The 24,312-nt window shown below is 71.8% G+C and carries 21 protein-coding genes; 10 read left to right on the forward strand and 11 right to left on the reverse strand.

Annotation, left to right across the window (positions count from 1 at the left end; all coding sequences use genetic code 11):
- Positions 1-4 precede the first annotated feature (4 nt).
- Positions 5-1,075: an alpha-hydroxy acid oxidase gene (locus VAB18032_RS19945; RefSeq protein ID WP_013734707.1), complete on the reverse strand. Its 1,071-nt coding sequence runs from the start codon at positions 1,073-1,075 to the stop codon at positions 5-7.
- Positions 1,076-1,234: 159 nt separating this feature from the next.
- On the opposite strand from VAB18032_RS19945, the gene VAB18032_RS19950 reads away from it, so the two are divergent.
- The 4 genes from VAB18032_RS19950 (at position 1,235) to VAB18032_RS32950 (ending at position 4,858) form a co-directional block, all read left to right on the forward strand.
- Positions 1,235-2,158: an alpha/beta hydrolase gene (locus VAB18032_RS19950; RefSeq protein ID WP_013734708.1), complete on the forward strand. Its 924-nt coding sequence runs from the start codon at positions 1,235-1,237 to the stop codon at positions 2,156-2,158.
- A 73-nt stretch (positions 2,159-2,231) separates the two neighbouring features.
- Entirely contained in the window at positions 2,232-2,501 is a 270-nt protein-coding gene (locus tag VAB18032_RS19955) for a phosphopantetheine-binding protein (protein WP_013734709.1), read from the forward strand.
- A 6-nt stretch (positions 2,502-2,507) separates the two neighbouring features.
- On the forward strand, positions 2,508-4,010 hold the full coding sequence (locus VAB18032_RS32945; RefSeq protein ID WP_013734710.1) for a class I adenylate-forming enzyme family protein: 1,503 nt from the start codon (positions 2,508-2,510) through the stop codon (positions 4,008-4,010).
- Entirely contained in the window at positions 4,007-4,858 is an 852-nt protein-coding gene (locus VAB18032_RS32950; protein WP_013734711.1) for an SAM-dependent methyltransferase, read from the forward strand. The genes VAB18032_RS32945 and VAB18032_RS32950 overlap by 4 nt, the downstream gene beginning before the upstream one ends.
- Positions 4,859-4,912: 54 nt before the next feature.
- Here the strand turns inward: VAB18032_RS32950 and VAB18032_RS19965 are convergent, their stop codons facing one another.
- From VAB18032_RS19965 to VAB18032_RS19975, 3 genes are read right to left on the reverse strand one after another with little or no spacing between them, the layout of a single operon-like run.
- Positions 4,913-5,902 carry an NAD-dependent epimerase/dehydratase family protein gene (locus VAB18032_RS19965; RefSeq protein WP_013734712.1) on the reverse strand — a complete coding sequence of 330 codons (990 nt, stop codon included), beginning with the start codon at positions 5,900-5,902 and terminating at the stop codon, positions 4,913-4,915.
- Positions 5,899-7,227: a nucleotide sugar dehydrogenase gene (locus VAB18032_RS19970; protein WP_013734713.1), complete on the reverse strand. Its 1,329-nt coding sequence runs from the start codon at positions 7,225-7,227 to the stop codon at positions 5,899-5,901. Before VAB18032_RS19970 ends, VAB18032_RS19965 begins: the two co-directional genes overlap by 4 nt.
- Before the next feature lie 4 nt (positions 7,228-7,231).
- Positions 7,232-8,566 carry a nucleotide disphospho-sugar-binding domain-containing protein gene (locus VAB18032_RS19975; RefSeq protein ID WP_013734714.1) on the reverse strand — a complete coding sequence of 445 codons (1,335 nt, stop codon included), beginning with the start codon at positions 8,564-8,566 and terminating at the stop codon, positions 7,232-7,234.
- Positions 8,567-8,721: 155 nt separating this feature from the next.
- Between VAB18032_RS19975 and VAB18032_RS19980 the strand changes: the two genes are divergently transcribed.
- The 3 genes from VAB18032_RS19980 to VAB18032_RS19990 are packed head-to-tail and all read left to right on the forward strand — an operon-like array spanning position 8,722 to position 16,588.
- Complete coding sequence (locus VAB18032_RS19980) at positions 8,722-9,771, forward strand: methyltransferase (RefSeq protein WP_013734715.1); 1,050 nt, start codon at positions 8,722-8,724, stop codon at positions 9,769-9,771.
- Positions 9,772-9,782: 11 nt separating this feature from the next.
- Positions 9,783-14,954: a type I polyketide synthase gene (locus VAB18032_RS19985; RefSeq protein ID WP_013734716.1), complete on the forward strand. Its 5,172-nt coding sequence runs from the start codon at positions 9,783-9,785 to the stop codon at positions 14,952-14,954.
- Positions 14,951-16,588, forward strand: a complete 1,638-nt coding sequence (locus tag VAB18032_RS19990) for a (2,3-dihydroxybenzoyl)adenylate synthase (protein ID WP_013734717.1) — start codon at positions 14,951-14,953, stop codon at positions 16,586-16,588. The genes VAB18032_RS19985 and VAB18032_RS19990 overlap by 4 nt, the downstream gene beginning before the upstream one ends.
- A gap of 210 nt (positions 16,589-16,798) precedes the next feature.
- Here VAB18032_RS19990 and VAB18032_RS19995 read toward each other — a convergent pair whose 3' ends face one another.
- The 4 genes from VAB18032_RS19995 to VAB18032_RS20010 all read right to left on the reverse strand — a co-directional run bounded on the left by VAB18032_RS19995 (position 16,799) and on the right by VAB18032_RS20010 (position 18,809).
- Positions 16,799-17,284: an SgcJ/EcaC family oxidoreductase gene (locus VAB18032_RS19995; RefSeq protein ID WP_013734718.1), complete on the reverse strand. Its 486-nt coding sequence runs from the start codon at positions 17,282-17,284 to the stop codon at positions 16,799-16,801.
- A gap of 31 nt (positions 17,285-17,315) precedes the next feature.
- Entirely contained in the window at positions 17,316-17,801 is a 486-nt protein-coding gene (locus tag VAB18032_RS20000) for an SgcJ/EcaC family oxidoreductase (RefSeq protein ID WP_232510829.1), read from the reverse strand.
- The gene (locus VAB18032_RS20005; RefSeq protein ID WP_013734720.1) at positions 17,798-18,256 is read right to left on the reverse strand and encodes an SgcJ/EcaC family oxidoreductase; all 459 of its coding nucleotides are present in this window, start codon (positions 18,254-18,256) and stop codon (positions 17,798-17,800) included. Before VAB18032_RS20005 ends, VAB18032_RS20000 begins: the two co-directional genes overlap by 4 nt.
- A 61-nt stretch (positions 18,257-18,317) precedes the next feature.
- Positions 18,318-18,809 carry a peroxiredoxin gene (locus VAB18032_RS20010; protein WP_013734721.1) on the reverse strand — a complete coding sequence of 164 codons (492 nt, stop codon included), beginning with the start codon at positions 18,807-18,809 and terminating at the stop codon, positions 18,318-18,320.
- 551 nt (positions 18,810-19,360) lie between these two features.
- Here VAB18032_RS20010 and VAB18032_RS20015 point away from each other — a divergent pair.
- The gene (locus VAB18032_RS20015; RefSeq protein WP_050814769.1) at positions 19,361-20,080 is read left to right on the forward strand and encodes a helix-turn-helix transcriptional regulator; all 720 of its coding nucleotides are present in this window, start codon (positions 19,361-19,363) and stop codon (positions 20,078-20,080) included.
- A gap of 19 nt (positions 20,081-20,099) precedes the next feature.
- On the opposite strand, the gene VAB18032_RS20020 is transcribed toward VAB18032_RS20015, so the two are convergent.
- The 3 genes from VAB18032_RS20020 to VAB18032_RS32135 are packed head-to-tail and all read right to left on the reverse strand — an operon-like array spanning position 20,100 to position 22,593.
- Positions 20,100-21,452 (reverse strand): aldehyde dehydrogenase family protein, encoded by a 1,353-nt coding sequence (locus VAB18032_RS20020; RefSeq protein ID WP_013734723.1) that lies wholly within the window; start codon positions 21,450-21,452, stop codon positions 20,100-20,102.
- Positions 21,453-21,502: 50 nt separating this feature from the next.
- A complete protein-coding gene (locus tag VAB18032_RS20025; protein ID WP_013734724.1) occupies positions 21,503-22,360 on the reverse strand; it encodes a 2OG-Fe(II)-dependent halogenase WelO5 family protein in 858 nt (285 codons plus the stop codon).
- Positions 22,361-22,419: 59 nt separating this feature from the next.
- On the reverse strand, positions 22,420-22,593 hold the full coding sequence (locus tag VAB18032_RS32135; protein WP_013734725.1) for a hypothetical protein: 174 nt from the start codon (positions 22,591-22,593) through the stop codon (positions 22,420-22,422).
- A 311-nt stretch (positions 22,594-22,904) separates the two neighbouring features.
- Here VAB18032_RS32135 and VAB18032_RS20030 point away from each other — a divergent pair, with 311 nt between their 5' ends.
- Positions 22,905-23,957: a beta-ketoacyl-ACP synthase III gene (locus tag VAB18032_RS20030; RefSeq protein WP_013734726.1), complete on the forward strand. Its 1,053-nt coding sequence runs from the start codon at positions 22,905-22,907 to the stop codon at positions 23,955-23,957.
- Positions 23,958-24,051: 94 nt separating this feature from the next.
- Positions 24,052-24,288 carry an acyl carrier protein gene (locus tag VAB18032_RS20035; protein WP_013734727.1) on the forward strand — a complete coding sequence of 79 codons (237 nt, stop codon included), beginning with the start codon at positions 24,052-24,054 and terminating at the stop codon, positions 24,286-24,288.
- Positions 24,289-24,312: the final 24 nt, after the last annotated feature.

The following is a 24,312-nucleotide window of genomic DNA, read 5'->3' on the forward strand; positions in this document are numbered from 1 at the left end:
GACGTCAGGGGTTGCGCAGTAGATGAGGGCCGATGCTCGCCACGTCCGGGCATCCGCAGGTGGCCATGACCAGATCGAGTTCGCGCAGGTAAAGGTCGAGCACGGCGCGTACGCCCGATTCGCCGTCGACGGCCAGACCCCACAGCACCGGGCGGCCCGCGAAGACCACCCGGGCGCCTGTCGCGACCGCCTTGAGCACGTCGGTGCCGCGCCGGACCCCGCCGTCGAGGTAGACCTCGGCCGATCCGCCCACCACGTCCAGGACGTCGGGCAGCGCGGTCATGGTGGCGACCGAGCCGTCCACCTGACGCCCGCCGTGGTTGGAGACCAGCACTCCGCTCGCCCCGAGCTGCACCGCACGCTCGGCGTCCGAGGGCGCGACGATCCCCTTGACCACCAGCGGCAGATCGGTGACGCTGCGGATCCACTCGACGTCCTGCCAGGTCAGCCGCGGGTCGACCAGGACGGCGTTGAGGTCGGCGAGGGTCGGGTCCTGCTCCGTGCCGACGGGCAGGTTGACCGGTCGTACGCCCGGCGGGAGGCGGAACGCGTTGCGGATGTCCCGGTCGCGGTAGCCGATCACCGGAAGGTCGACGCCGAGCACGATCGCCCGGTAGCCGGCCGCCTCGGCGCGCTCGATCAGACTGCGGGTGAGGCCGCGGTCGCGCAGGCAGTAGAGCTGGAACCAGAGCGGACCGGTGGCCGCCTTGGCCACGTCCTCCAGCGTGGTGCTGGAGAAGACGCTCACGATGTTCAACAGCCCGGCCGCTCCGGCGGCGCGGGCCACCGCCAGCTCCCCGTCGGGGTGCGCCATGGTGTGGTACGACGTCGGCGCGACACCGATCGGACCGGCGAGCGGCACGCCGAGCGCCGTGGTGTGAAGCGTCCGGGTGCCGACGTCGATCAGCATCCGGGGCACCAGCGTCAGCCGGTGGAATGCCTCTTCGTTGGCCCGTACGGTGCGCTCGTCCCCCGCCCCACCGGCCACGTAGTCCCACACGTCGGTGGGGAGCACGGCCTGGGCGACGGCGGCGAAGTCCTCGGCGCGGACGAAACGGGTTGGTACGGCTGGCATCGTGTCCTCCGGTCGGAGACCCGGTCCCGGCGCGGTGCCACCGGGATCGTTACCGACGACTGTGCCTGCCCCGGCGTTGCTCTTGTTCTCCGAGAATGCGCAGCCCGCGCAGTGTCCGCACGGCTGCGGTTCTGCCACGGTGGACGGCGGAGGTGTTCGGTGACACTCGATCCGTACACGGCCGCGTTCCTCCGCCGGATGCGCGCCACCCATCCCGACCTGGGCGCCACGGTGACCGATCCGGATCAGGCACGCCGGATCCAGGACCGCGCCCGCTATCCCCGTGGGCCCCAGATGGCCCAGGTGACGAACCTGACCGCGGACGGCGTCCCGGTCCGGATCTATCGCCCGGCCGGGCCGACGGGGCCGCTGCCGGTGGTGGTCTACCTGCACGGTGGCGGCTGGGTGCTCTGCGGTCTCGACACGCACGACGGGGTGTGCCGGCAGTTGGCCGACCGGGCGAAAATGCTTGTGGTGTCGGTGGACTACCGCCTGGCACCGGAGCATCCGTTCCCGGCCGCGCCGGACGACGCCTACACGGCCACCTGCTGGGTGCAGCGGCGGGTGGCGCAGTGGGGTGGCGACCCCGACCGGCTCGCGGTGGCCGGTGACAGCGCGGGCGGCGCCCTGGCCGCCGCGACCTGTCTGCGCGCCCGCGACCTCGACTTTCCCCGGATCGCGTACCAGCTGCTCGTCTACCCGGTGACCGACTGCCTGGCACCCCGCACCCGGGACGACACCCACTCCCTGCTCACCGCCGAGCACATGCGCTGGTACGTGGCCCGGTACCTGCGGCACCCAAGCGACGGGGAGCACCCGTACGCGTCGCCGCTGCGCGCCCCCGACCTCGGTGGACTGCCGCCCGCCCTGGTCCTGCTCGCCGAGCACGACCCGCTGCGCGACGAGGGTGAGGCGTACGCGGTCCGGCTCGCCGAACACGGTGTGCCCGTCGAGACGCACCTCGTCGAAGGCCTCTTCCACGGCCTGTTCGGCCTCGGCGACCTGGTGCCGGTGGGCCGCCGCGCCGAAACCCTCGCGGTCGCCGGCCTGCGCGCCGCGTTACGTGGGGATGCGCACGTCTGAAGATTCCCTCGCCGCACGGCGGAGGGCAGATTGGTGGCACCCCCAAGGCAACCACGCATCGAAGGGACGAGTCATGAACAACGACCCGGCAGAACTGAGCGCCCGGATCGGCCGCGTGATGGGCGAGGTACTGGTCCGCGAGCCACTCGGCGCCGACGAGGACTTCTTCAAGAGCGGCGGCGACTCGCTGCGCGCGGTGGAGATGCTCCAGCGTCTGGCCCGCCTGGACGGCTGGGCCGACCGGCTGGGCACGCCGGAGACTCAAGCGCGCCTGCTGGAGGAGGTGTTCGAGGTGGCCACGCCGCGGGCTCTCGCCGCAGCGGCGTACGCCTCCGCGAGCTGACCCACGATGCTCAGCGACCTGTGCCGCATCCGCGCCGACGCACCGGACGCGGTGGCCGTGCGGACCGCCACCACCCGCGGGTCCTGGGTCGACACGACCTGGGCGCAGCTGTCCGCGGACGCCATGGCGGCGGCCCGACGTGCCGGGTGGCAGGCGCCCGAGACCCCTGTGGTGCTGGTGCTCGACGGCACCGCGGCAGGGATCGCCACCCTCCTCGGGCTCCTGGAGGCCGGCGTGGACATCGTCCTGTTGGAGGAGCAGACCTCCCACCTGGCCGACCCACGCTCCGCGGTCCACCTGCTCGGCGCGGACACGCTGATCGGCCCACCGGCGGCCCTCACCGCCGCCGGGGACCAGTTCGCGTACCGGTGGCACTACACCGAATACCGGGCCGACACCGGCCCGGCCGGTCCCCACGCGAGCCGGTCCAGCCGGATCTACCAGCTGACCTCCGGCTCGACGGGTGAGCCGCGGGCGGCCCGGCAGACACTGCCCGGTGTGCTGGCCGGCGCGGTGGCGTACCGGGATCTGTTCGAGGTCACCGCGGACGACATCGTCCTGGTGACGGTGCCGCTACCGCACTCGTACGGGCTGGCCGGGACGCTCTGCGCGTTGCTGGCCGGGGCGACGCTCATGACGTTGTCGCGGTTCAGCATCCGGTCGGTGCTGGCCGGTCTCGACGAGGGCGCCTCGGTGCTGCTCGGCATGCCCATGGTGTACCGGCTGCTGTCACCGGTGCTGCGGACCCGGCCCGCGCCGCCCCGGCTGCGCATCGCGCTCTCCGCCGGAGGGCCGATGAACGCCGCCGCCGACGCCGAGGCCCGGGCCGCGCTGCGGGTGCCGGTGCGGCAGATCTACGGCATCACCGAGGCCGGTCTGGTCGCCTGCGTGCCGTACGCGGTGCAGGACTGGCCGGCGGGCAGCGTGGGCCGAGCGGCACCCGGCGTGAGCCTGCGCGTCGAGGCGATCACCGACCCGACGGACCAGGAGCCGGCGCACGCCGAGCCTGGTACGACCGGTCGGCTGCTGGTCCGCGGGCCGGCCCTGTTCGAGGGCTACGCGGGCAGCGACACACCACACCTGACCCCGGACGGCTACTACGACACCGGTGACATGGTGCGGCTGGACCCGGACGGTTTCCTCACCGTGCTCGGCCGCAAGGGCGCCTTCATCAACGTGGGCGGTCGCAAGGTCAGCCCGCAGCGGGTCGAGCGGTTGCTCGGCCAGCACCGGGCGGTCCGCGACGTCTTCGTCTTCGGCATGGAACGCGACGACGGCGAGCAGGAGATCCAGGCGGCCGTCGTCCTCAACCCCGACACCGGCGTCGACGAGGTGTTGGCGTACTGCCGGGCCGGTGCGCTGATGCCTTACGAGGTGCCGCACCACCTGCACGTGCTGGAGCGGATGCCGCGCACCGGCATGGGCAAGGTCGACCGGCAGGAGGTGCTGGCGGCGACCCGTCAGCCGCCGACCCCATCCCCAATCACCCGACAGGAGAGCACACGATGACGAGCACCATGTCTGAGCAGGCGTACGACCTCGGCGGAGTCGGCGACACCGCACTGTGGATGGCCGCCTACCGGGCCCGGGAGAGCCGCCGCCCCGACCGCCTGTACGACGACCCGTACGCGGAGCTGCTCGCCGGCGACAAGGGGCGGTCCCTGCTGACCCACTTCCACACCCCGCACGCCAACGACGACGGCAACCCGTACCTGGCCATCCGCACCCGCTGGTTCGACGACCTGCTGGCCAACCTGCCGCCCGGCTCGCAGGCCGTGGGGCTGGGCGCCGGACTGGACACCCGGTCGTACCGGATGGACTGGCCGGAGGGCGTCACCCTCTACGAGATCGACCAGCCGGCCGTGCTGGCGTACAAGGAGAGCCGGCTCGCCGGGTCGGGCGCGAAGCGGCGGGTCGACTGCCGGACGATCCCGGTGAACCTCAGCGACGACTGGGTCAGCGCGCTCGCCGCCGCCGGTCACGACCCCTCCCGCCCGACCACCTGGTTCGCCGAGGGGGTGCTGTTCTACCTGCCCGAGGAGGGTGCCCGGCAGGTGCTGCGCGACGCGGCCGAGCTGTCCGCCCCGGGCAGCCGTGTCGCCGCCGACCTGGTCGGCACCGGCATCTTCAAGTTCCCGTACACCCGGCAGTTCCTCAAGCGGCTCGAAGAGGCCAACAGCCCCTGGCAGTTCGGGGTGGACGACCTGCCCGCCTTCCTCGGGTCGGCCGGCTGGAGCGGCGTCGAGGTGGTCGAGCCGGGCAACCCGTCGGCCAACTACGGCCGGTGGCCGGAGCACGCCTCGCCCACGAACATCTCGATCCTGCCGCGGATCTACCTGGTCAGCGGCGTCAAGTAGGACGCACGACGAAGGGGCCGGGCGACGATGCCCGGCCCCTTTTCGTCGGTCCGATCAGGCGCCCTGGTCGGGCAGGGCCAGCCAGTCCGGGTTCGCCCGGGCCCAGGCCACCAGCTGACGCAGGCCGTCCTCCAGCGGCGTGTCGCACGACCAGTTGAGCACCTTGCGCGCCTTGGCGTTGTCCGGGATGCGCCGGGACAGGTCCTCGTACGCCGCGCCGAGCCGCTGCGCCGTGTCGACCTCGGTCACCGGCACGGTGCTCGCGGTGAGGCGGAGGATGACCGCGACCACCTCGGCCATGGTCGTCTCCGTCATGCTGCCGATGTTGAACGCCTCCCCCACCGCGTCGGCGCTCGCCGCGGCGGCGAGGGTGCCGGTCACCGCGTCGTCGACGTAGGTGAAGCAGCGGGTCTGCCGACCGCCGTCGTAGAGCACCGGGGAACGTCCGTTCAGCACCCGGTGCACGGTCCGGCTGACCACGTACGCCGGCCGCTGGCGGGGGCCGTACGCGTTGAAGTACCGCACCACGGTCGCGGCCAGGCCGTGCTGGCGGACGAAGGCGAAGGTGAGGTGCTCGGCCAGGGCCTTGCTCGTCGAGTACGTCCAACGGTCGGCGGTCGTCGGGCCCAGCACCCGCTCGGCGTCCTCGGCCCAGGGGACCGCCGGATTGCGGCCGAAGACCTCGCTGGTGCTGGCGACGACCACCCGCGCGCCGACCTCGGCGGCCCGCTCCAGCACACGCCGGGTGCCGGTGAAGTTGATGTCGATGACGTCGAGCGGGCGGGACAGGTACTGGTCGACGCCGACGACAGCGGCCAGGTGGTAGACCACGTCGACGTCCGGTCGGATCGCGGCGGCCAGCGCCTCGGGGTCGCGGACGTCGCCGGTGACGTGCCGGCTGTGCTGACGCGCGATCCGTTGCTCCGGCGGCGGGGGCGCCGCGTCGAAGACGGTCACCTCGTCACCCTGGGCGACCAGCCGTTCCACCAGGTGACTGCCGAGGAACCCGCAGCCGCCGGTGACGACCGCGCGGGCGCCGCTCATCGCCCCACACCGCGGTATCGGTAGCCGAGTTCACGCAGCCGCACGACGGTCTCCTTAGGGAAGTAGGCCCGACCGTCGAGGACCAGACAGGACGGGGCGACCGGCAGGGCCGCGAAGTCGATGTCCCGGAACGGACGGTGGTAGGCCAGGACGGCCACGCAGACCGCGTCCTGCACCGCCTCGGTGAGGCTGCTCGCCGGACGGACGCCGAACGTCTCCTTGATCCGGGCCTCGTCGATCAGCGGATCGTAGAGACTCACCTCGGCGCCGGCCCGTTGCAGCTCCGCGACCAGCGGCTGGACCGGGGTGGACCGCAGGTCACCGGTGTCGTTCTTGAACGCCAGCCCCAGCACGGCGATCCGGGCGCCGGCCACCTGCCGGCCGGCGGCGGCCAGCTCGTCGATGAGCAACCGTGCCGTCCAGCCGGGCATCTCCGCGTTGACCTGCCGACCCACCGCCGGGGTACGCAGTTCCAGCCCGTGATCCGCGGCCGACCGGTGCACCATCCACGGGTCCTTGGTCAGGCAGGAGCCACCCACCCCGATGCTGGGCAGCAGGATGTTGACCGTCCCACCGCCCTTGGCCAGGGTGTTTGCCGCCGAGATGACGTCGAGCACGTCCACCTCGTACAGCGCGCAGAACCGAGCCAGCTCGTTGGCGAGGGCGATGTTGAGGTCGATCCACCAGTTGTCGGCCAGCTTGGCGATCTCGGCCGCCTCCGGCGAGTCCTGCTCGATGACCTGCACACCGAGAGCGTCGTGCCAGAAGGTCGCGGCGGCGCGGGTGGCCCGGGGAGTCAGCCCACCGACGATCATCGGGATGCTCTCCAGGTCGGCCAGCGCGTTCCCCTCCGCCAGGCGTTCCGGGGTCATCGCCAGGTCGAAGTCCGTACCTGCCGTCAGGCCACCGGCTTCCAGCAGCGGACGCACCAGGCGGCGTGTCGTGCCCGGTGGCACGGTGCTCTTGAGCAGCACCAGCTGCCCGGGCCGCAGGTGCTGCCCGAGGGTGGTGCAGGCGCCGCGCAGCTGCGTGTCGTCGAGTGTCCCGTCGGGGCGTACCGGGGTGCCCACCGCGATGAGCACCACGTCGGTGTCGGTCAGGTCCTCGGCCCGTACGCTCGCCGTCAGGCGACCGGACTGCACCGACCGGGCCACCCGGTCGAGCAGCGCGGTCTCGGCGAAGCGGCTGTATCCCTCGTTGAGTTCCGCCACCACCTGCTCGTCGATGTCCACGGCGCGTACGCGCATCCCGCGGTCGGCAAGGGTGGCCGCGACGCACTGGCCCACGTATCCGAGGCCGAGAACCCCGACCGTCACCTCCGACATCGCGTCACCGCCGCCGGGCGGCGAACTGCTCCAGCATCGGTACGATGCCGCCGGGTGTCGGCGAGAGCATCAGCTCCTCGTGCAGTCGGGCGGCGCCCTCGCGGAACGCCGGTTCGGTGGCGACCCGGGCCACCTGGTCACGGATCACGTCCACGCCGGGCTTGCTGAGGTCGAGCACCTCGCCGGCGCCGTGCGCGGTGACGAAGCCGCCGGTGACCGGGGCCAGCGGGTACCGCGAGCCGGTGACCACACCGTCCTCCGAGGTGGTCACGCCGATCTGCAGGTCGAGGAAGTCGACCACCAGCTGCGGCACCCGCGAGTACGCCGCGGTGACCATGCTGGCCAGACCACCGTGGTGGATCAGCAGCGAGCAGGTGGGCATCAGCTGGTCCAGCGGGAAGTAGTCGATCAGCCGTACGTTCTCCGGCACCCGGGTCACCTGGGCGAGCTGGACGTCGTTGAGCGTGGCGACCACCTCGACGTCGAGTTCGCCGAGCGCGTCGAGCAGCAACCCGACGTGGCTCCAGTCCGCGGCCATGTACGCGCGGGTGGACACCCCGAGCGAGACCGCGATCCGGGGCCGCTCCGGCACCGGGTACAGCCACGGCGGAATGGCCTCCTGGGTGACGTGCGGGATCCACTGCACCGGCAGCACCCGGGTGTCGACCGGCATGTTGATCGACGAGGGCATCGGGTTGATGGTCCATTCGCCGAGCAGCAGCTCCCGGTCGACGTCGACGCCGTAGCGCTCGGCCATCGGCCGTACCGTCTCGACCAGCGGGTTGTCCACCCGCGACGCGCCCAGGTCGCCGGCGAGCCGGATGAAGGTGTCCATGCTCCAGCCGACGTGGTCCGGGCCGGTGTACCGGGCCTGCCGGGCACCGACCGCGCGGGCCGCCACCGCCGCACCCGGCATGCACGGGTCCCAGATCACCAGGTCGGGACGCCACCCGCGGAAGAACTCGACAAGGCCGTCCATGGCCGGCATCGGCGTCTCCGGTGACGCCTTGTACGGCATGAAGTCCCACATGGTGGGAAGCAGGAACTGGCTGAAGGTCATCCAGGTGCCGATGTCCTGGACCGGCAGGTCCAGGGCCGCGGTGATCTGGCCGACGTCCGCCCGCTCCCGCCCCCAGACCCCGCCCGGTCCCAGCGGATGCGGCATCGCGTCCGGGGCACACAGCGGCGCGAACGGGAGGCCCTGGCCGGTGACGGCGTCGCCGATCGAGGGGTGGGAGGCCACGTACACCTCGTGCCCGGCCGACCGCAGGGCCCAGGCCAGCGGTACGACGGGATAGAGGTGGGCCGGGGCGGGCCAGACCACGAACGCGACGCGCATCGGGGCTCCTTCTGGTCGCAGTGCAGACATGAATCGCATGTCAGTCTCGGCTGGCCCTCCACCGTGGGCACCTTCGATATTGCGGAAAGCCTGGTCGGCCAGCCGCGCATTCTTGAAGGTGCGCCCGTCGCGGCCCCGCCACCACGATGAGCGCCATGCCAACCAGCGACACGATCACGCTTTCCCAGGCCGACTACGTGCGGCTGCTCGTGCACGGCACGACGGCCTTCGAGCTGCTCCGGACCGCCTTGGAACTGGAGCTGTTCGAGCGCCTGGAGAAAACGGCGATCGGGCTGACCGTCGACGAGGTGGCCACCGCGCTCGACGTCCAGCCGCAGGCCGCCCGCGTGCTGCTGCTCGGGTTGAGCAGCCTCGGGCTGGTCGAGGTGCACGAGGGCCGGCACGTCAACACGCCGATGGTCCGCCGCAAGCTGCTGCGCGACTCGCACCGGTTCCTCGGCCCGCTTGTCGACATCCAGGCCCGGGTCATCAATCCCGCCATGGGTGATCTCGCCGACGCCGTACGGGAGAACCGCAACGTGGGGTTGCGTCACTTCGACTCACCCGGCGACACGCTGTACCAGCGGCTGACCGCGTACCCCGAACTCCAGCAGGTGTTCTACGCGAACATGGGTGACGCCTCGGCCAAGGCGCTGGAGCAGTTGCTCGGGCTCTACGACTTCTCCGGCCTGCGCCACGTCGTCGACCTCGGCGGCGGCGACGGCACGAATGCCGTCGCGATCGCCAAGCGGTATCCGGACCTGCGGGTCACCGTCTTCGACCAGCCGACGGTCACCACCCTGGCCGCCGAACGGGTGGACGATCCCGACGTCGCGTCGCGGGTGGCCTTCCAACCGGCGGACCTGCTCACCGACCCGCTGCCGACCGACGCCGACGCGATCTGCTACCTGCACATCTTCGAAATCTGGTCGCTGGAGCGCAACACCGAGCTGCTACGGCGGTGCTGGGAGGCGCTGCCGGAGGGCGGAGTCTGCCTGGTCTACAGCTTCGTCTCCCGCGACGACGGCACCGGGCCGATGAGCGCCGGGCTGGTGTCGCCGTACTTCCTGACGCTCGCCTCCGGGGAGGGGATGACGTACTCGGCGCGGGACATGGCACAGGCCGTCCGCGACGCGGGCTTCCGCCAGGTCGAGGAGCACCGCGACCTCGGCTTCAGTCACGCTCTCGTCGTCGGCCGCAAGTAGGCGGTGACCCGGTGTCGCTGGAACCGATCGCCATCGTCGGAATGGCCTGCCGCTTCGCCGGCGGGATCGACTCCCCGGACGCCTTCTGGGAGATGCTCTGCGACGGGCGCGACGCCGTCGGCGACCTGCCCGCGGGCCGCTGGGACTGGTACGCCCAGCAGGGCCGGGAGCACGCCACGGCCGTGCGGTCAGCGACCAGCCGGGGCGCGTTCCTGGACGACATCGCGGGCTTCGACGCGGACTTCTTCGGCGTCACCCCACGGGAGGCCACGCTGATGGACCCGCAGCAGCGGATGGTGCTGGAGCTGGCCTGGGAGGCGTTGGAACACGCGGGGATTCCGCCGGGACAGCTGGCCGGCACCGACACCGGCGTCTACGTCGGCGTCGGCGCCGACGACTACGGCCGGCGGATGCTGGAGGACCTGCCCCGGATCGAGGCGTGGACCGGCGTCGGCGGTGGCTACTGCGGCGTGGCCAACCGGGTCTCCTATCTGCTGGATCTGCGGGGCCCGAGCATGGTGCTGGACACCGCCTGCTCGTCGTCGCTTGTCGCCGTGCACCTGGCCGCGCAGGCGCTGCGCAACGGGGAGTGCCCGGTGGCGCTCGCCGGCGGGGTCCTGGTGATCGCCGCACCGGGTCTGTCGCTGGTGCTCGACGCCGCCGGCGCCACCGCCCCCGACGGTCGCAGCAAGGCGTTCGACGCCGCCGCCGACGGGTACGGCCGGGGCGAGGGCGGCGGGGTCGTCGTACTCAAGCGGTTGGCCGACGCCCGGCGCGACGGTGACCGGGTGCTGGCCGTGCTCCGGGGCAGCGCGGTGCACCAGGACGGCCGCACCGACGGGATCATGGCCCCGAGCGCGCAGGCCCAGGCCCACCTGCTCCGCCGGGCGTACCAGAACGCGGGGGTGGACCCGTCGACCGTCGGCTACGTGGAGGCGCACGGCACCGGGACCCGGGCCGGCGACCCGCTGGAGGCGCAGGCGATGTCGGCGGTGCTCGGGGCCGGACGCCCCGCCGACCGACCCCTGTTGATCGGCTCGGCCAAGACGAACATCGGGCACCTGGAGGCCGGCGCCGGAGTGGCCGGACTGATCAAGGCAGTGCTCACGCTGCGACACGGCGTCATCCCGCCGAGCCTGCACGTGCACACCCCGAACCCGGCCATCCCGTGGGACACCGCCGGCCTGAAGGTGGTCACCGAACTCACCCCCTGGGTGCAGACCGAGGGTCCCCGGCGCGCGGGCGTCTGCGGCTACGGGTACGGCGGCACAATCGCCCACGTCATCCTGGAGGCCGCCGACGAGCAGCCAGCCGCCGACGAGCAATCGGCCACCGACGTGCCCGACCCGGCGACACCGCAGCCGGCGCTGTACCCCCTCTCCGGCGCGTCCGCCGCCGCCGTCGGCCAGTACGCCGCCCGCCTGGCCGACCGGCTCGACCGCCCGCACCCGCCCGCCCTCGCCGACGTCGGGTACACCCTGGCCCGCCGCCGCGACGAGCTGCCGTACCGGGCCACCGTGGTCGCCGCGGACCGCACCGAACTGGTCGAGCGGCTGCGCGCGCTGGCCGCCCCGAGCGGCGTCGGCGAGATCGGCCGCGCCTCCGCACCGGCCGGTCGGGGCGTGGTCTGGGTCTTCTCCGGTCACGGCTCACAGTGGATCGGGATGGGTCGCGAGCTGCTGCACGCCGAACCGGTGTTCGCGGAGGTGCTCGACGAACTCGAACCGATCTTCCAGGCGGAGCTGGACGTCTCGCCCGGCGCGGCGTTGCGGGCGCAGACCGCCCACCCGGTCGACGTGATCCAGCCGCTGATCTTCGCGGTCCAGGTGGCGCTCGCCGCGGTGCTGCGCGCACACGGCGCGCACCCGGCCGCGGTGCTCGGACACTCGGTGGGTGAGATCGCCGCGGCGGTCACCGCCGGCCTGCTCACCCGGGAACAGGGGGCCCGGCTCGTCTGCCGACGCTCGGTGCTGCTGCGTCGGGTGGCCGGGCAGGGCGCGATGGCGATGGTGGACCTGCCACCCGAGGAGGCCGAACAGCGGCTCACCGACGACGGCGACGTCTGCGTGGCGATCGCCGCCTCGCCGGTCGCGACGGTGATCTCCGGTTCGGCGGCAGCGGTCCGCGCGGTCAGTCGCCGGTGGGCCGACGAGGGCCTCGACGTCCGGATGGTCGACTCCGACGTGGCCTTCCACAGCTCGCAGATGGACGAGCTGACCGCCGACCTCGCCGCCGCCTGCGCCGACCTGCCGCCGGCCGAGGTTCCGACCGTCGCGGTCTACTCCACGGCGTCGACCGACAGCCGCACCGCCGCACCGCGCGACGGCGCGTACTGGGCGGCCAATCTGCGCGAGCAGGTGCGTCTGGCGCAGGCCGTCGAGGCCGCCGCGGCCGACGGGTACCGACTGTTCCTGGAGGTGTCCGCGCACCCGGTCGTGACGCACTCGATCGCCGAGACGCTCGACCTGCTCGGCGTCGAGGACACCCTGGTGGCGCACACGCTGCGCCGGCACCGCCCGGAACGGGAGAGCCTGCTCGGCGCGGTGGGCCGGCTGTGGCGGCACGGCGCACCGCTGGACTGGGCGGGACCGTGGCCGACCGGGTCGACGACCGCCCTGCCGCCGATCGCCTGGCAGCATCGCCCGTTCTGGTACGACGAGCCGTCGGTGCGGTCCTTCCTGACCGAGCAGCACGACCCCGAGGGCCACACGGTGCTCGGCGGCCGGATCACCGTGCGAGGGGCGACACCGGCGCACGCCTGGATGACCTACCTCGACCGGGACTCCCGGCCGTACCCGGGCGACCACCCGGTCCGGGGGGTGGAGATCCTGCCGGCCGCGGTGCTGCTGCACACCTTCCTGACCGCCGCCGAGACGCTGGTGGGGGCGCGCCCCGAGTTGACCGACGTGGCCCTGCGGGTGCCGGTCAGCGTGACGGCCGCCCGGTACCTGCAGGTGGTGCATCAGGACGGGATCGTCCGACTGTCCTCGCGGATCGCCGACGGCGACGAGTCCGCCTGGACCACCCACACGACGGCGGTGGTGGTGGCAGCGCCGGCCGTCGTCGACCCCGAGCCGGTGCTGTCCGTACCGACCGGCGGGCGGCTGCCCACCACGTACGTGGTGGACCGCCTCGCCGAACTCGGTGTCGCCGCGATGGGTTTCCACTGGCGGGTCGAGCAGCTGCGCCGGGACGGCCGGACGCTTACCGCCCTCGTGGACGCCGGAGATCCGGCGGGAGGCTGGGCACCGGTCCTCGACGCCGCGCTGTCGATCGCCTCGGTGGCCTTCGACGGGCCGCCCATCCTGCGCATGCCGGCGCACATCGGCCGGGTCAGCCTCGGCCCGGTCGCCCCGCAGCGGGTCCGGGTCGTGGTCCATCGTGCCGACGACGACACGTTGACCGTCGAGATCGCCGAACTCGGCGGGGTGGTCCTCGGCCGGCTGCACCGGTTGCGGTACGGCACCCTCGACCAGGACAGCGACGCGGTCACCGATCCCCGCAACCTGCTGCACGAGGTCGCCTGGACACCTGCGGAAACACACCAGGGCGGGCACCGGCCACCGGCGCGGGTGCTGCTGGTCGGCCCGCCGAGCGCCCTGCGGGACCGGGTGGCCGCGGCACTGCGGGTGGCCGGGGTGCACTGGAGCACGGTCAGCGGGCCGGCGGAGCTGCCGTCCACAGTTGCCGGCACGGTGATCGTCGTACCGGGGCCCGGTGTCGGCGGCGAGCCGGCCGCCCAGGCGGCCTGGCTGCTCGCGCAGACCGCGCAGCGTCTCGCCGAGGCCCGGTCGGACGGCACCCGACTCTGGTGCGTGACCGAGGGGGTCCGGGAGAGTGTGGACCCGTCGGCGCTCGGCCACGCCGCCCTGTGGGGGCTGGGCCGCATCGTGGCCGGCGAGCATCCCACCTTGTGGGGTGCGCTTGTCGACGTCGGCACCGATCCGGCCGACCTCGGCACGTTCGTCGGCCTGCTCGGCGGCCGGCCCGCCGACCCGCTCGTCGCGGTCAGGGACGGCCGGGTGACGGTGCCCCGGCTCCGCCCGCTCACCGAACCATCGACCCGTCCCCCGCTGGTCTGCCGCCCCGAGGCGACATACCTGATCACCGGTGGGCTCGGTGCCCTCGGCCTGACGGTGGCCCGTTGGCTGGCCGACCGTGGCGCACGTCGGCTCGTGCTGGCCGGACGCCACACCCCGCCGCCCCGGGACACCTGGCACACGCTCACCGATGCGCGGGATCGGGCCGTGGTCGACGCCATCGACGCGCTGGAACGACTCGGGGTCACCGTGGTGACCGCCCAGGTGGACGTCGCCGATCCGACGGCGCTCGCGGAACTGTCGTCTTCGGCACCGCTCGGGCTGCCGCCGATCCGGGGCGTCGTGCACGCCGCCGGGGTGCTGGACAACCGCACCCTGCTGGAACTCGACGAGCCCTCGTTGCGCGCGGTGCTGCGTCCCAAGGTCGACGGGGCGCTGGCGCTGCACCACCGGTTCCCGCCCGGCGAACTGGACCTGTTCGTGCTCTTCTCCTCCTGCGGCGGACTGCTCGGGCTGCCCGGTCAGGCGAGTTACGCCGCCGGCAACGCCTTCCTCGACGCGCTCGCGGCCCACCGTCGCGCGGCCGGTGACGTCGGCACGCTCAGCCTGGCCTGGACGTCGTGGCGAGGGCTCGGCATGTCCACCTCCAGCGAGGTGATCGACCTGGAGCTGGCCGCGCGTGGCACCGGCGACATCAGCGCCGCCGAGGCCCTCGGCGCCTGGGAGCTGGCCGCCCGGCAGGACCGGGAGCACGCCGTGGTGCTGCGAACGCTGCCACCGGCCCCCGGGACGCAGCGGCCGGCCCTGCTCAGCGAGCTGACCGCGCCGGCCGCCGCCGCGCCGCCGACGGAGAGCGAGGCCTGGCGCGAGCTGGCCGGCGGGACGCTGCGGGAGTTCCTGGCCGACACGGTACGCGGCGAGGTGGTCGCGACCACCGGCCTGTCCGCAGCGGAGATCGACGACCGGCAGCCGCTGACCGAACTCGGCCTGGACTCGGTGATGACCGTCCGGATCCGACGGAACCTGGAACGCCGGCTCGCCATGTCGTTGCCGGCCACCATCTTCTGGGAGCGGCCGAGCGTGGACGCGGTGACCGAACTGTTGGCCGATCTGGTCGGCGCGGTGGCGGAGGAGGCGCAGTGAACCCGTCCGGGGTGGTGCCGTGGCCGACGGAGGTGGCGCAGGTGTACCGGGCGGCGGGCTGCTGGCGCGGCCGGCCGCTCGGGTCCTACCTGTGGGAGTGGGCAGAGCGGCACGGTGACCGGATCGCGGTGGTCGACGGCGACCGCCGACTGAGCTATCACGAACTCGCGGTCCGCACCGACCAGCTCGCCGAGCGCCTGGCCGGTCTCGGACTCGGTCGGGGTGACGCGGTGCTCGTCCAACTGCCCAACTGTGCCGAGTTCGTGCTCACCACGCTCGCCTGTTTCCGACTCGGCGTGGTGCCGGTGATGATGTTGCCGCCGCACCGCGAGTACGAGTTGACCGCCATCGGGGCGCACGTCGAGGCCCGGGCGTTGATCGTGCCCGCGCGGTGGCGCGACTACGACCACGAGGCCCTGGCCCACCGGGTGGTGGCCGCCTGGCCGCATCCGGCGCATGTGCTGGTGGCCGGCGGGGACACCGTACCGGGGCGGATCGACCTGTGTGGACCCGCCACGCCCCCCGGTGACGTCGCGGCCCGCCGGGACCGGCTGGACCGGGCCGCCCCCGACTCGGCCGAGGTGGCGCTGTTCCTGTTGTCCGGTGGGACGACGGGCGTGCCGAAGGTGATCAGCCGGACCCACGACGACTACGAGTACAACATTCGGCAGGTCGTCGCGGCCTGCGAGTTCGGCCCCGACACGGTCTACCTGACCGTGCTTCCGGCCGGGCACAACTTCCCGCTGGCCAACCCGGGCATTCTCGGCACCCTGAGCGTCGGTGGTCGGGTGGTGCTGCTGCCCTCGCCACGCCCGGAGGCGGTCTTCGCCGCGATCGAGCGGGAACGGGTCACGGTCACCTCGGCGGTGCCGGCGGTCGCCCTGCGCTGGATGGAGGCCGCCGCGGACTGCGGGTACGACCTGTCGAGCCTGCGTCACGTGCAGGTCGGCGGCTCCCCGCTGGCGCCCGAGGTGGCGGCGCGGATCGGCCCCGCGCTGGGCTGCCGACTCCAGCAGGTGTACGGCATGGCCGAGGGGCTGATCTGTTACACCCGGCCGGACGCCCCCGACGAGGTGGCCCACCGGACGCAGGGCACCCCGATCAGCGAGTACGACGAGTTGCTCATCGTCGACGCCGACGGGGTCGCCGTGCCCTCCGGGCAGATCGGCGAGCTGTGGACCCGGGGTCCGTACACGCCGCGGGGCTACTACGGGGTCCCCGCACAGAACGCCGAGTCGTTCACGCCCGACGGCTGGTACCGCACCGGGGACCTGGTGCGCCGTACGCCGGGTGGTGAGGTCGTGGTCTGCGGCCGGGTGAAGGACCTGATCAACCGGGGCGGTGAGAAGATCTCGGCGGCCGAGGTGGAGACCCTCGTCCAGGAGCTGCCGGCGGTGGCCGAGGCGGCCGTGGTGCCGGTCGCGGACCCGGAGGTCGGCGAGCGGGCCTTCCTGTTCGTCCGGCTCCTGCCGGGCCACGAGCTGGGTCTGGCCGACGTCGCCGAGGCGTTCGCGGCGCGCGGGGTGGCCGCCTTCAAGGTGCCGGAGCGGCTGGCCGTCCTCGACGAGCTGCCGCACACCCCGGTTGGCAAGCCGGACAAGGCCGCGCTGCGCCGACTGGTCGCCACCGCCTGACCCCACCCCGCTCGACACCGGGCACCCGCCGGTTCCCACTCCCGGTCGACACCGGCCAGTCGGCCGCCCCCATCCCGGTCGACACTGGACGGTCGGCCGCTCCCACACCTGGTCGACACCGGTCAGCCGGCCGCTCCCCCGCGGCACGGTCAGGGCACACGAAGCGGTGACGCCGCCGGGTCTCCCCGACGGCGTCACCGCCGTGTCGAGCTAGTTCCGTACCGGGCTGCTCTGGTGCGACATCAGCTCCAGAGTGCCGTCCGAGCGCCGCACGACCACCCAGGTGGCGCGGATGAGGTCCTGCGGGGCGACCTGGTCCTGGCCGGGCGGGATGATCCCACCCTCGGTGATCACCAGAGCGACGTCCGCGGTGAGGAACCGGACCTCGATCGGCCACCCCTTGACGCGGGCGCCCCGGAAGCCGCCGGCGAACGCCTCGGCCATGTAGGAACGGATCTCCTCCCGGCTGGTCAGCTGACGGTCCCCCATCAGCAGACTGCCGTTGGAGGCGAAGACGTCGGCGAAGGCGTCGGCGTCGTTGGCGGCCCAGGCCGCCTGGATGCGCATCGGTACGGTGAGCACCGCCTTCTCGTCCTCGGCGGTGAAACCGCGGTAGTAGTCGGTGTCCTCACGAGTGCCGGTCGCAGCGAGCAGTGCCGCAGCGGATCCCCACGTCGTCGTGGCCACAGTGGTCATTCTGTCGTCCTCTTCTCCGCCTGTCGGTTCATCAGCTGCCGATCGGGCTGCTCTGCAGGGACATGACCGTCCAGTCACCGTCCGAGCGGACTAACACCCACGTCGACCGGCTCTTGTGATGCGGGAGCGGCTCGTCCTCACCGGGCAGAACCAGGCCACCCTCGGTGACGGCCACCGCCACCTCGTCGGTGAGCAGTCGGACGTCGATCGGCCGGTCCACCATGCGTACGCCCTTGTAGGCGCCGGCGAACCAGTCGGTCAGGTACGCCCGGATCCGCTCGCGGCCGTTGAGCTGCTCGTCGCCGAGGAGCAGGCTCCCGTTCTCGGCGAACATGTCGGCGACGGCGTCCGCGTCGTTGTCGTCCCACGCCGCCCGTACCCGCAACGACGCGGTCAAGGCCGCACCCTCCGCGCCGTTGGGGAAGTCGCCGTAGTTGGTCGCCCACTTCTTGGCCTGGTCGACCAGAGATGCGGCCTTGTTGGACATTCGGTGGTCCTCCTCCGGTCCTTCTGTCACCAGCGCAGGGTGGCGCCCTCGCCACGCGGGCTGTTCTGGTAGCTGGCCAGGTACCACTGGTCGTCGCGCTTCACGACGACCCAGGTGGAGCGCACCGCAAGCTCCGGGGCGATCTCGGTCTCGCCGGGGGCGAGGATTCCGCCGTGCGTACGCAGCAGGGCGACGTCGTCGTTGATCAGCCGGACGTCCACCGGGGCGCCGGTGACTCCGGTGCCCTTGAACGGGCCGGCGTAGGCGGCGGCCATGAAGGCGCGGATCTCGTCGCGGCCCTTCTTGTACACGTCGCCGGGGAGAATCATGGAACCGTCGGGGGTGAAGACCGCGGCGACACCGTCCGCGTCGTTCTTCGCCCAGGCCGCGACGAGACGCAGCGGCACGCTCAGTGCCGCCTTTTCCCGCTCGCTCGTGAATGAGCCGTAGTAGGCGTCCAGGGCGGACTCGGTACTTGTCGGCATGGGAGTCTCCTTAGCAGGTCGGGAGGCTGCTTACTCATCGTCCGGTGTCACCGGCCGGGTCTCATCTCTTCGATTGCGCGGTCGGCCGGGCGTCGTTCACCGCGGCCAACGCCCGACGCCAGCCCGCCTGGTCGCGGGCGTCACGGGGTCCGTTCATCTCGGCGAAGCGCACGATCCCCTCGCGGTCGATGACGAACGTGCCACGGTTGGCGATCCCCATCTGCTCGTTGAAGACGCCGTACGCGGTGGAGACCGCGCCGTGCGGCCAGAAGTCGGAGAGGATCGGGAACTCGAAGCGTTCCTGCGCTGCCCAGGCGGCGTGCACCGGCGCCGGGCTGACGCTCACGGTCAACACCTGGACCTGGTCGTTGAGGAAGTCGGTCAGGTTGTCCCGGACCGCGCACAGTTCGCCCTCGCAGACGGCGGTGAAGGCCAGCGGAAAGAAGACCAGCAGGACGTCGCGTCGACCGGCGAAGTCGGACAGACGGACCGGCTGGTTGCGCTGGTCGGGCAGGGTGAAGTCGGGTGCAGCGGTACCCGTTTCGATGGTCATCGTCGCTCCTCGTCGGTCAGGGAGGGTCGGTATGTGGGTGATCGGGAACGGCACACCGACCGGCACGGGCACGATCTTCGACGAAAAGCCGGCACACCGGACCGATATTTGCGACGGCAAGGAATTCCCTTTCCGAACGGCGCACGGACGCCCGCCGTAAATCGCGCGTCAGGGAAGACTCGGCCCGGCACGCAACGACATTCCTGACAATCGATGCTGTGCTATCAGCATCCTGCCGGTGAGGACGCCCGAAGTCTCCTTGATTCGTGCTCTCCGCGCGCTCGACCCTGGCAAGATGGGCGGCGGCAACCGCCACGGCCCGCACCGAGCAGGACACCAACCGGCCCACCACGCCGAGCGTGACGCCGGTGTGGACATTGACCCGGGTAGGGACGACCGGTAGCATCGGGCGGCCTAATGATCTATAAACACATCATTAAGTGATCGCTACAGTGAGGAGCTCACGCGCAGTGAACATCCCGAGCCGGTCACTTTACCGATACGTCACGGAGAGCCCCGCGGAAAAGGGCGTCGAGCGGGCCATCGCCGTCATGTACGACAATCTCGCCGACCCCGTCACCATTGACGACATGGCCCGGGCCGCGATGTTCAGCAAGTTCCATTTTGCGCGGATGTTTCACCGCGCCACGGGCGTCTCGCCGGGTCGTTTCCTGTCCGCCCTGCGCCTGCAGCACGCCAAGCGACTGCTGCTGGACACCTCGCTCTACGTCTCCGACATCAGCCTGCAGGTCGGTTACAACAGCGTCGGCACCTTCAGCACCCGCTTCACACAGCACGTCGGCCTGTCCCCCACCACCTTCCGCCGCCAGCAGGGCTTCACGCCGGTCATCGGCACCACCGCGGCACGCGGCGGGCGCGGGCAGGTGCACGGCGAGATCCGCTCTCCGGGATCGCCGCCCGGTCTGATCTTCGTCGGTCTCTTCGCCGACCGGATGCCCGCCGGCTGGCCGGTGCGCTGCACACTCCTCGACCGTCCCGGCCGGTTCGCGCTCACCGACGTACCCGACGGTGACTGGTATCTTCTCGCCCATTTCGTCGGCACCACCGACCTCGACGAGGCGGCGAGTCACGCGTACACCGGCGCCGACGGGTTGGCGGTGGGGGTCTACGGCCCGCTGCGGGTACGCGGCCGCGCGGTCCACGCCGAGTTGGGGCTGCGCCCGATGACCCTGCTCGACCCGCCGGTGCTGATGGCGTTGCTGGACGCCCGCAAGGCCGCCCGCGAGGTGCTCGCCCGCCGCGCCGGATAGCCGACGGGCAGGCGACGGGTCACACCGGACGCTGGAGCACCTTGAGTCGACCGAACGCTGCCAGGCCTTCCAGTCCGCCTTCGTAGCCGTACCCGCTCAGTCCGCGACCGGACAGCGGTGACATCGGGTCGGCGCCGGTGGCGCAGTTGATCGACACCCGGCCCGCGTCAAGTCGTTCTGCCAGGGCGGTCGCCCGCGCCTGGCCACCGAAGACGAATGCGCCCAGGCCGAACGGTGTCGCGTTGGCCGTCGCCACCGCCTGGTCCTCGTCGGTGAAGCGCAGGACCGGTGCGATCGGGCCGAAGGGTTCCTCGTGCAGCACCCGCGCCTGCGCCGGCACGTCGGTCAGGACGGTGGCCGGGTAGTACCAGCCCGGTCCGCAGGGACGCCGGCCACCGGTGATCACGGTGGCACCCCGGTCCACGGCATCGAGGACCAGCGCGTGCACCTCGTCCCGCCGGGCCTCGGTGTGCAGGGGTCCCATGGTGCCGCCGGGTTCGTGGTCCAGGCCGGGTACCGCCGCGCTGAACCGGTCGACGAACTCCGCGTGGATCCGCTCGTGGACGAGGAATCGGCTCGGCGCCGCGCAGCTCTGCCCGGCCGAGCTGAACTTCGACGCGACCAGGGCCGGTACGGCGGTGGCCAGGTCGGCGTCGTCGAGCAGGATGGCGGGGGCGTGGCCACCCAACTCCAGGACGCACTCGGCCAGGTGACCGACCGCACCGGCGGCGACCAGTTGCCCGGTGCGGTGCGAGCCGGTGAAGGTGATCAGTCGGAACTCGGCTCGGGCCACCAGCGCCGCCGAGCCGACCGGGTCGGTGTGCACCACCTGCAACACGTCGGTAGGCAGCCCTGCCTTGGTGGCCAGGTCGGCGATCTCCCGTACCACCGACGGGGTCGTCTCCGGGGCCTTGACCACGACGGTGCATCCCATCGCGAGCGCCGGCCCCAGTTTGCGGGCGAGCACGACGGCGGGGAAGTTGCTCGCCACGATGGCGAGGACGGGGCCGACCGGGTCGACGAGGACCTGCCGGTGCAGCCCGTCGCCGGCTGCGATCGTCCGCCCGGCCGTCGCCCGGACGGCCGCCTCGGCGGTCCAGGCGAAGGTCTCCGCGGCGCGGTCCAGTTCGGCTTCGGCCTGGGCGACGGTCTTGCCGGTCTCCAGGGCGAACCGCGCCCCCAGGTCGGCGGGGCGCTGCGCGATCAGCCGGGCCAGTTCCCTGAGGATGGTGCACCGGGTGGTCACCGCAACGGCGGACCACCCGGGCAACGCCACTGACGCTCGGTTCGCGATCTCGGGTACGCCGTCGGAGGTGAGGAGGGTGAGGTGACCGACCACGTCACCGGTTCTGGGGTCGTGGACAGCTGACATCTTCCTCACCTCACGGACGGCCATTTCGTACGGACGGAGCAGGGGTCGGCTCAGCTCCAGGTGACGACGTTCTGCGGGTCCGCGTACGCCATCATCGCGGCGAGCGTGGTGCGGGTCTGCCGCTCGGTGGTGTTCGGCTCGACCGCGTGCACGTGCGCGCCGTTGAAGACGTACACGTCACCGGCGTGCACGTCGATCCACTTGGATTCGACGTCGACCAGGCACTCGTGCGGGTACGGCGAGCCGGTGTACTCCACGCCGAGCCGACGCTTGCTCTCCAGGTCCGGCTGGATGTTCCAGTACACGAGCCGGCCACCGCCGCCCTCGTTCTCCAGGCAGATGTTCAGTGCGGCGATCGGGTTGCCGAACACCCGGTTGCGCTCGAAGTCCGCCATCTGCGGGTCGGAGCACTGCGAGTCGTCGTCGTGCGGCTCCAGGGCGAAGGCGCCCCGACCGTGCCACGAGCGGAACAGGGCGATCGCCGCGCTGCGGCCCTCGTGCTCGGCGGGCCGGACGACGGCGCCGCGCTTGGCCAGGGAGCTGCCGAGCCCGGCGTAGAACTCCTTCATCGGGTCGTTCGGCACGTCCAGCAGGTCGCGCAGGATCGGGTTGGCTTCCTCGGCCTCGTCCAGGTACTGCCCGGTGGGCTTGTTCCAGGTGTACGCGCCGATGTAGTAGCCGGGCGCCTCGACGCCGCGGACCTTGCGGTGCGGGCTGTCCCAGAAGCGCTGGGAGATGTTGGCGGCGACCTCCGGGGCGACCATGCCGCGGAACATGACACCGGCGACTTTACCGTCGAGAACGTCGATTACCGCTTCCGGGTCGAACTTGTCGTATTCCCGGAAAGTGAAGTAGTCCTTGTTTCCGGACCAGCCGGTAATGGGGCGGAGGCTCAGCGAGCTCGTCATTTCTGTACTCCTCGATTGTGTGGGGGTAGACGGATCGGTGAGGGGCGCTGATACCGGGATCAGTCCCAGGGGTTGTTGCCGGCGGTGGTGGCGGTGGGCGACGGGGACGGGGACGAGGGAACCACCGTGGCGGTGGCCGGGGCCGTGGTGTCGGCCTGTGCCACCGAGGCACCGAAGAGGACGAGGGCTGCGGTCGTGGCGGCGAGAGCGAAGATCTTGACGGTGCGGCCCATTGTCGGCTCCTTTTTCGGTGTTTCCCTGTGGCGTTGAAAAGAAGCTAACAACGGTCGGAATCCTGGCCTTATCCCCGGAACTATCCCGGCGCTATCACCCCCTTCACCGACCGCCGGCACGGCGGCCGGCCATCGGGGGGGGCGCCGACGACGCGGACACTGCGGTCGGGCGGGGACGGTGACGTAGCTGCTGCGAGGGTGCCGGGACAACTGCCGCTCGACGGCACCGACCGCGGGTTCACTGGCAACACGACCCAGCAGGGCGTGGCCGCCGGGAGCCGGCCGGCTCACCGGACGACAGTAGAGGAGGGGTGGCCTTGTCGTCGCATGTCGAGTACGAGAGCACCACCAGGACGGCCGTCATCGCCGGGCTCGGTGCGTACGTGCCGGATCAGGTGGTCAAGAACGAGGAGATAGCTGCAAGACTCGGTGTCACCACGGACTGGATCCGGGACCGCACGGGAATCGAGCAACGGTTCGTCCTGAATCCGGAGGGCGCCACCTCAGACCTCGCCGTGGAGGCGGCCCGACGGGCCCTCGACTCCTGCGGCAACCCGGACATCGACTTTCTGATTCTGGCGACCTGCACGCCGGACCACCTGTTTCCGTCGACCGCACCGTCGGTCGCCTCCCGGCTGGGGTTCAAGGGGATCGCCGCCTTCGACCTCAACGCCGCCTGCTCCGGGTTCGTCTACGCGCTGTCGGTAAGCACCGGGATGCTCGCCACCGGGGCGTACCGCACGGGTCTGGTCATCGGCGCCGACGCGATCTCGTCGATCCTCAACCATGACGACGAGATCACCGGGCCGATCTTCGGTGACGGTGGTGGCGCCGTGGTCGTGCGGGCCGGCCACCTCGGCGAGACGGGCAGTGTCTCCGTCCAGCAGCTCGGCAGCGACGGTGACCTGCTGGACATCATGAAGACGCCGGGCGGTGGCTCGCGGCAACGCGCCGCCGGGGTGCCCGTCGACATCGACAGCAGCTACTTCACCATGTCCGGCCGGGCCGTCTACAAGCACGCGATCAACCGGATGAGCACCGTCTCCCGTTCGGTGCTGGAGCGGTTGGGCTGGACCCCCGACGACGTCGACTGGCTGATCGCCCACCAGGCCAACCGGCGCATCCTGACCGCCACCGCAGAGGAGATCGGGATCGCACCTGAGCGAGCGGTGATCAACGTGGACCGGGTCGCGAACACCTCCGCCGCCTCCATCCCGCTGGCCATGGTCGACGCCGTGGAGTCCGGCGCGTTGACGGCCGGCGACAAGGTGCTGCTCGCGGCGTTCGGCGGCGGGGCCACCTGGGCGGCGGCCGGCCTCACCTGGCCGGAGTTGACCCTGGCCCCGACGCAGACGGTCCGCTGAGCACAGCCGCGCGGGGCCGTCGTGCCAACGGCGGCCGTACCACCTTCACGTGAACAGGCACTTCACGAAAGTGGCCCCGAAGAAAGGAAGAGACATGCCCAACACCCTGGAGAAGGTCAGCGAGATCGTCCTGGAGCAGGTGCCGGACGTCGAGGTTGCCATCGGCCCGAACCTGCGGATCAGTCAGGATCTCGGCATCGACTCGCTGACCTTCGTCGACATCCTCGTCAAGATCGAGAAAGTGTTCGACGTCGAATTCAGCGACAACGAACTCGCCACCGTGCAGAGCGTCCAGGACATCCTCGATCTCGTGGAGCACAAGACGCGGTGACCGGGTCTCTCGACACCGTCCACC

The sequence above is a fragment of the Micromonospora maris AB-18-032 genome (assembly GCF_000204155.1).
Classification (GTDB): domain Bacteria; phylum Actinomycetota; class Actinomycetes; order Mycobacteriales; family Micromonosporaceae; genus Micromonospora; species Micromonospora gifhornensis.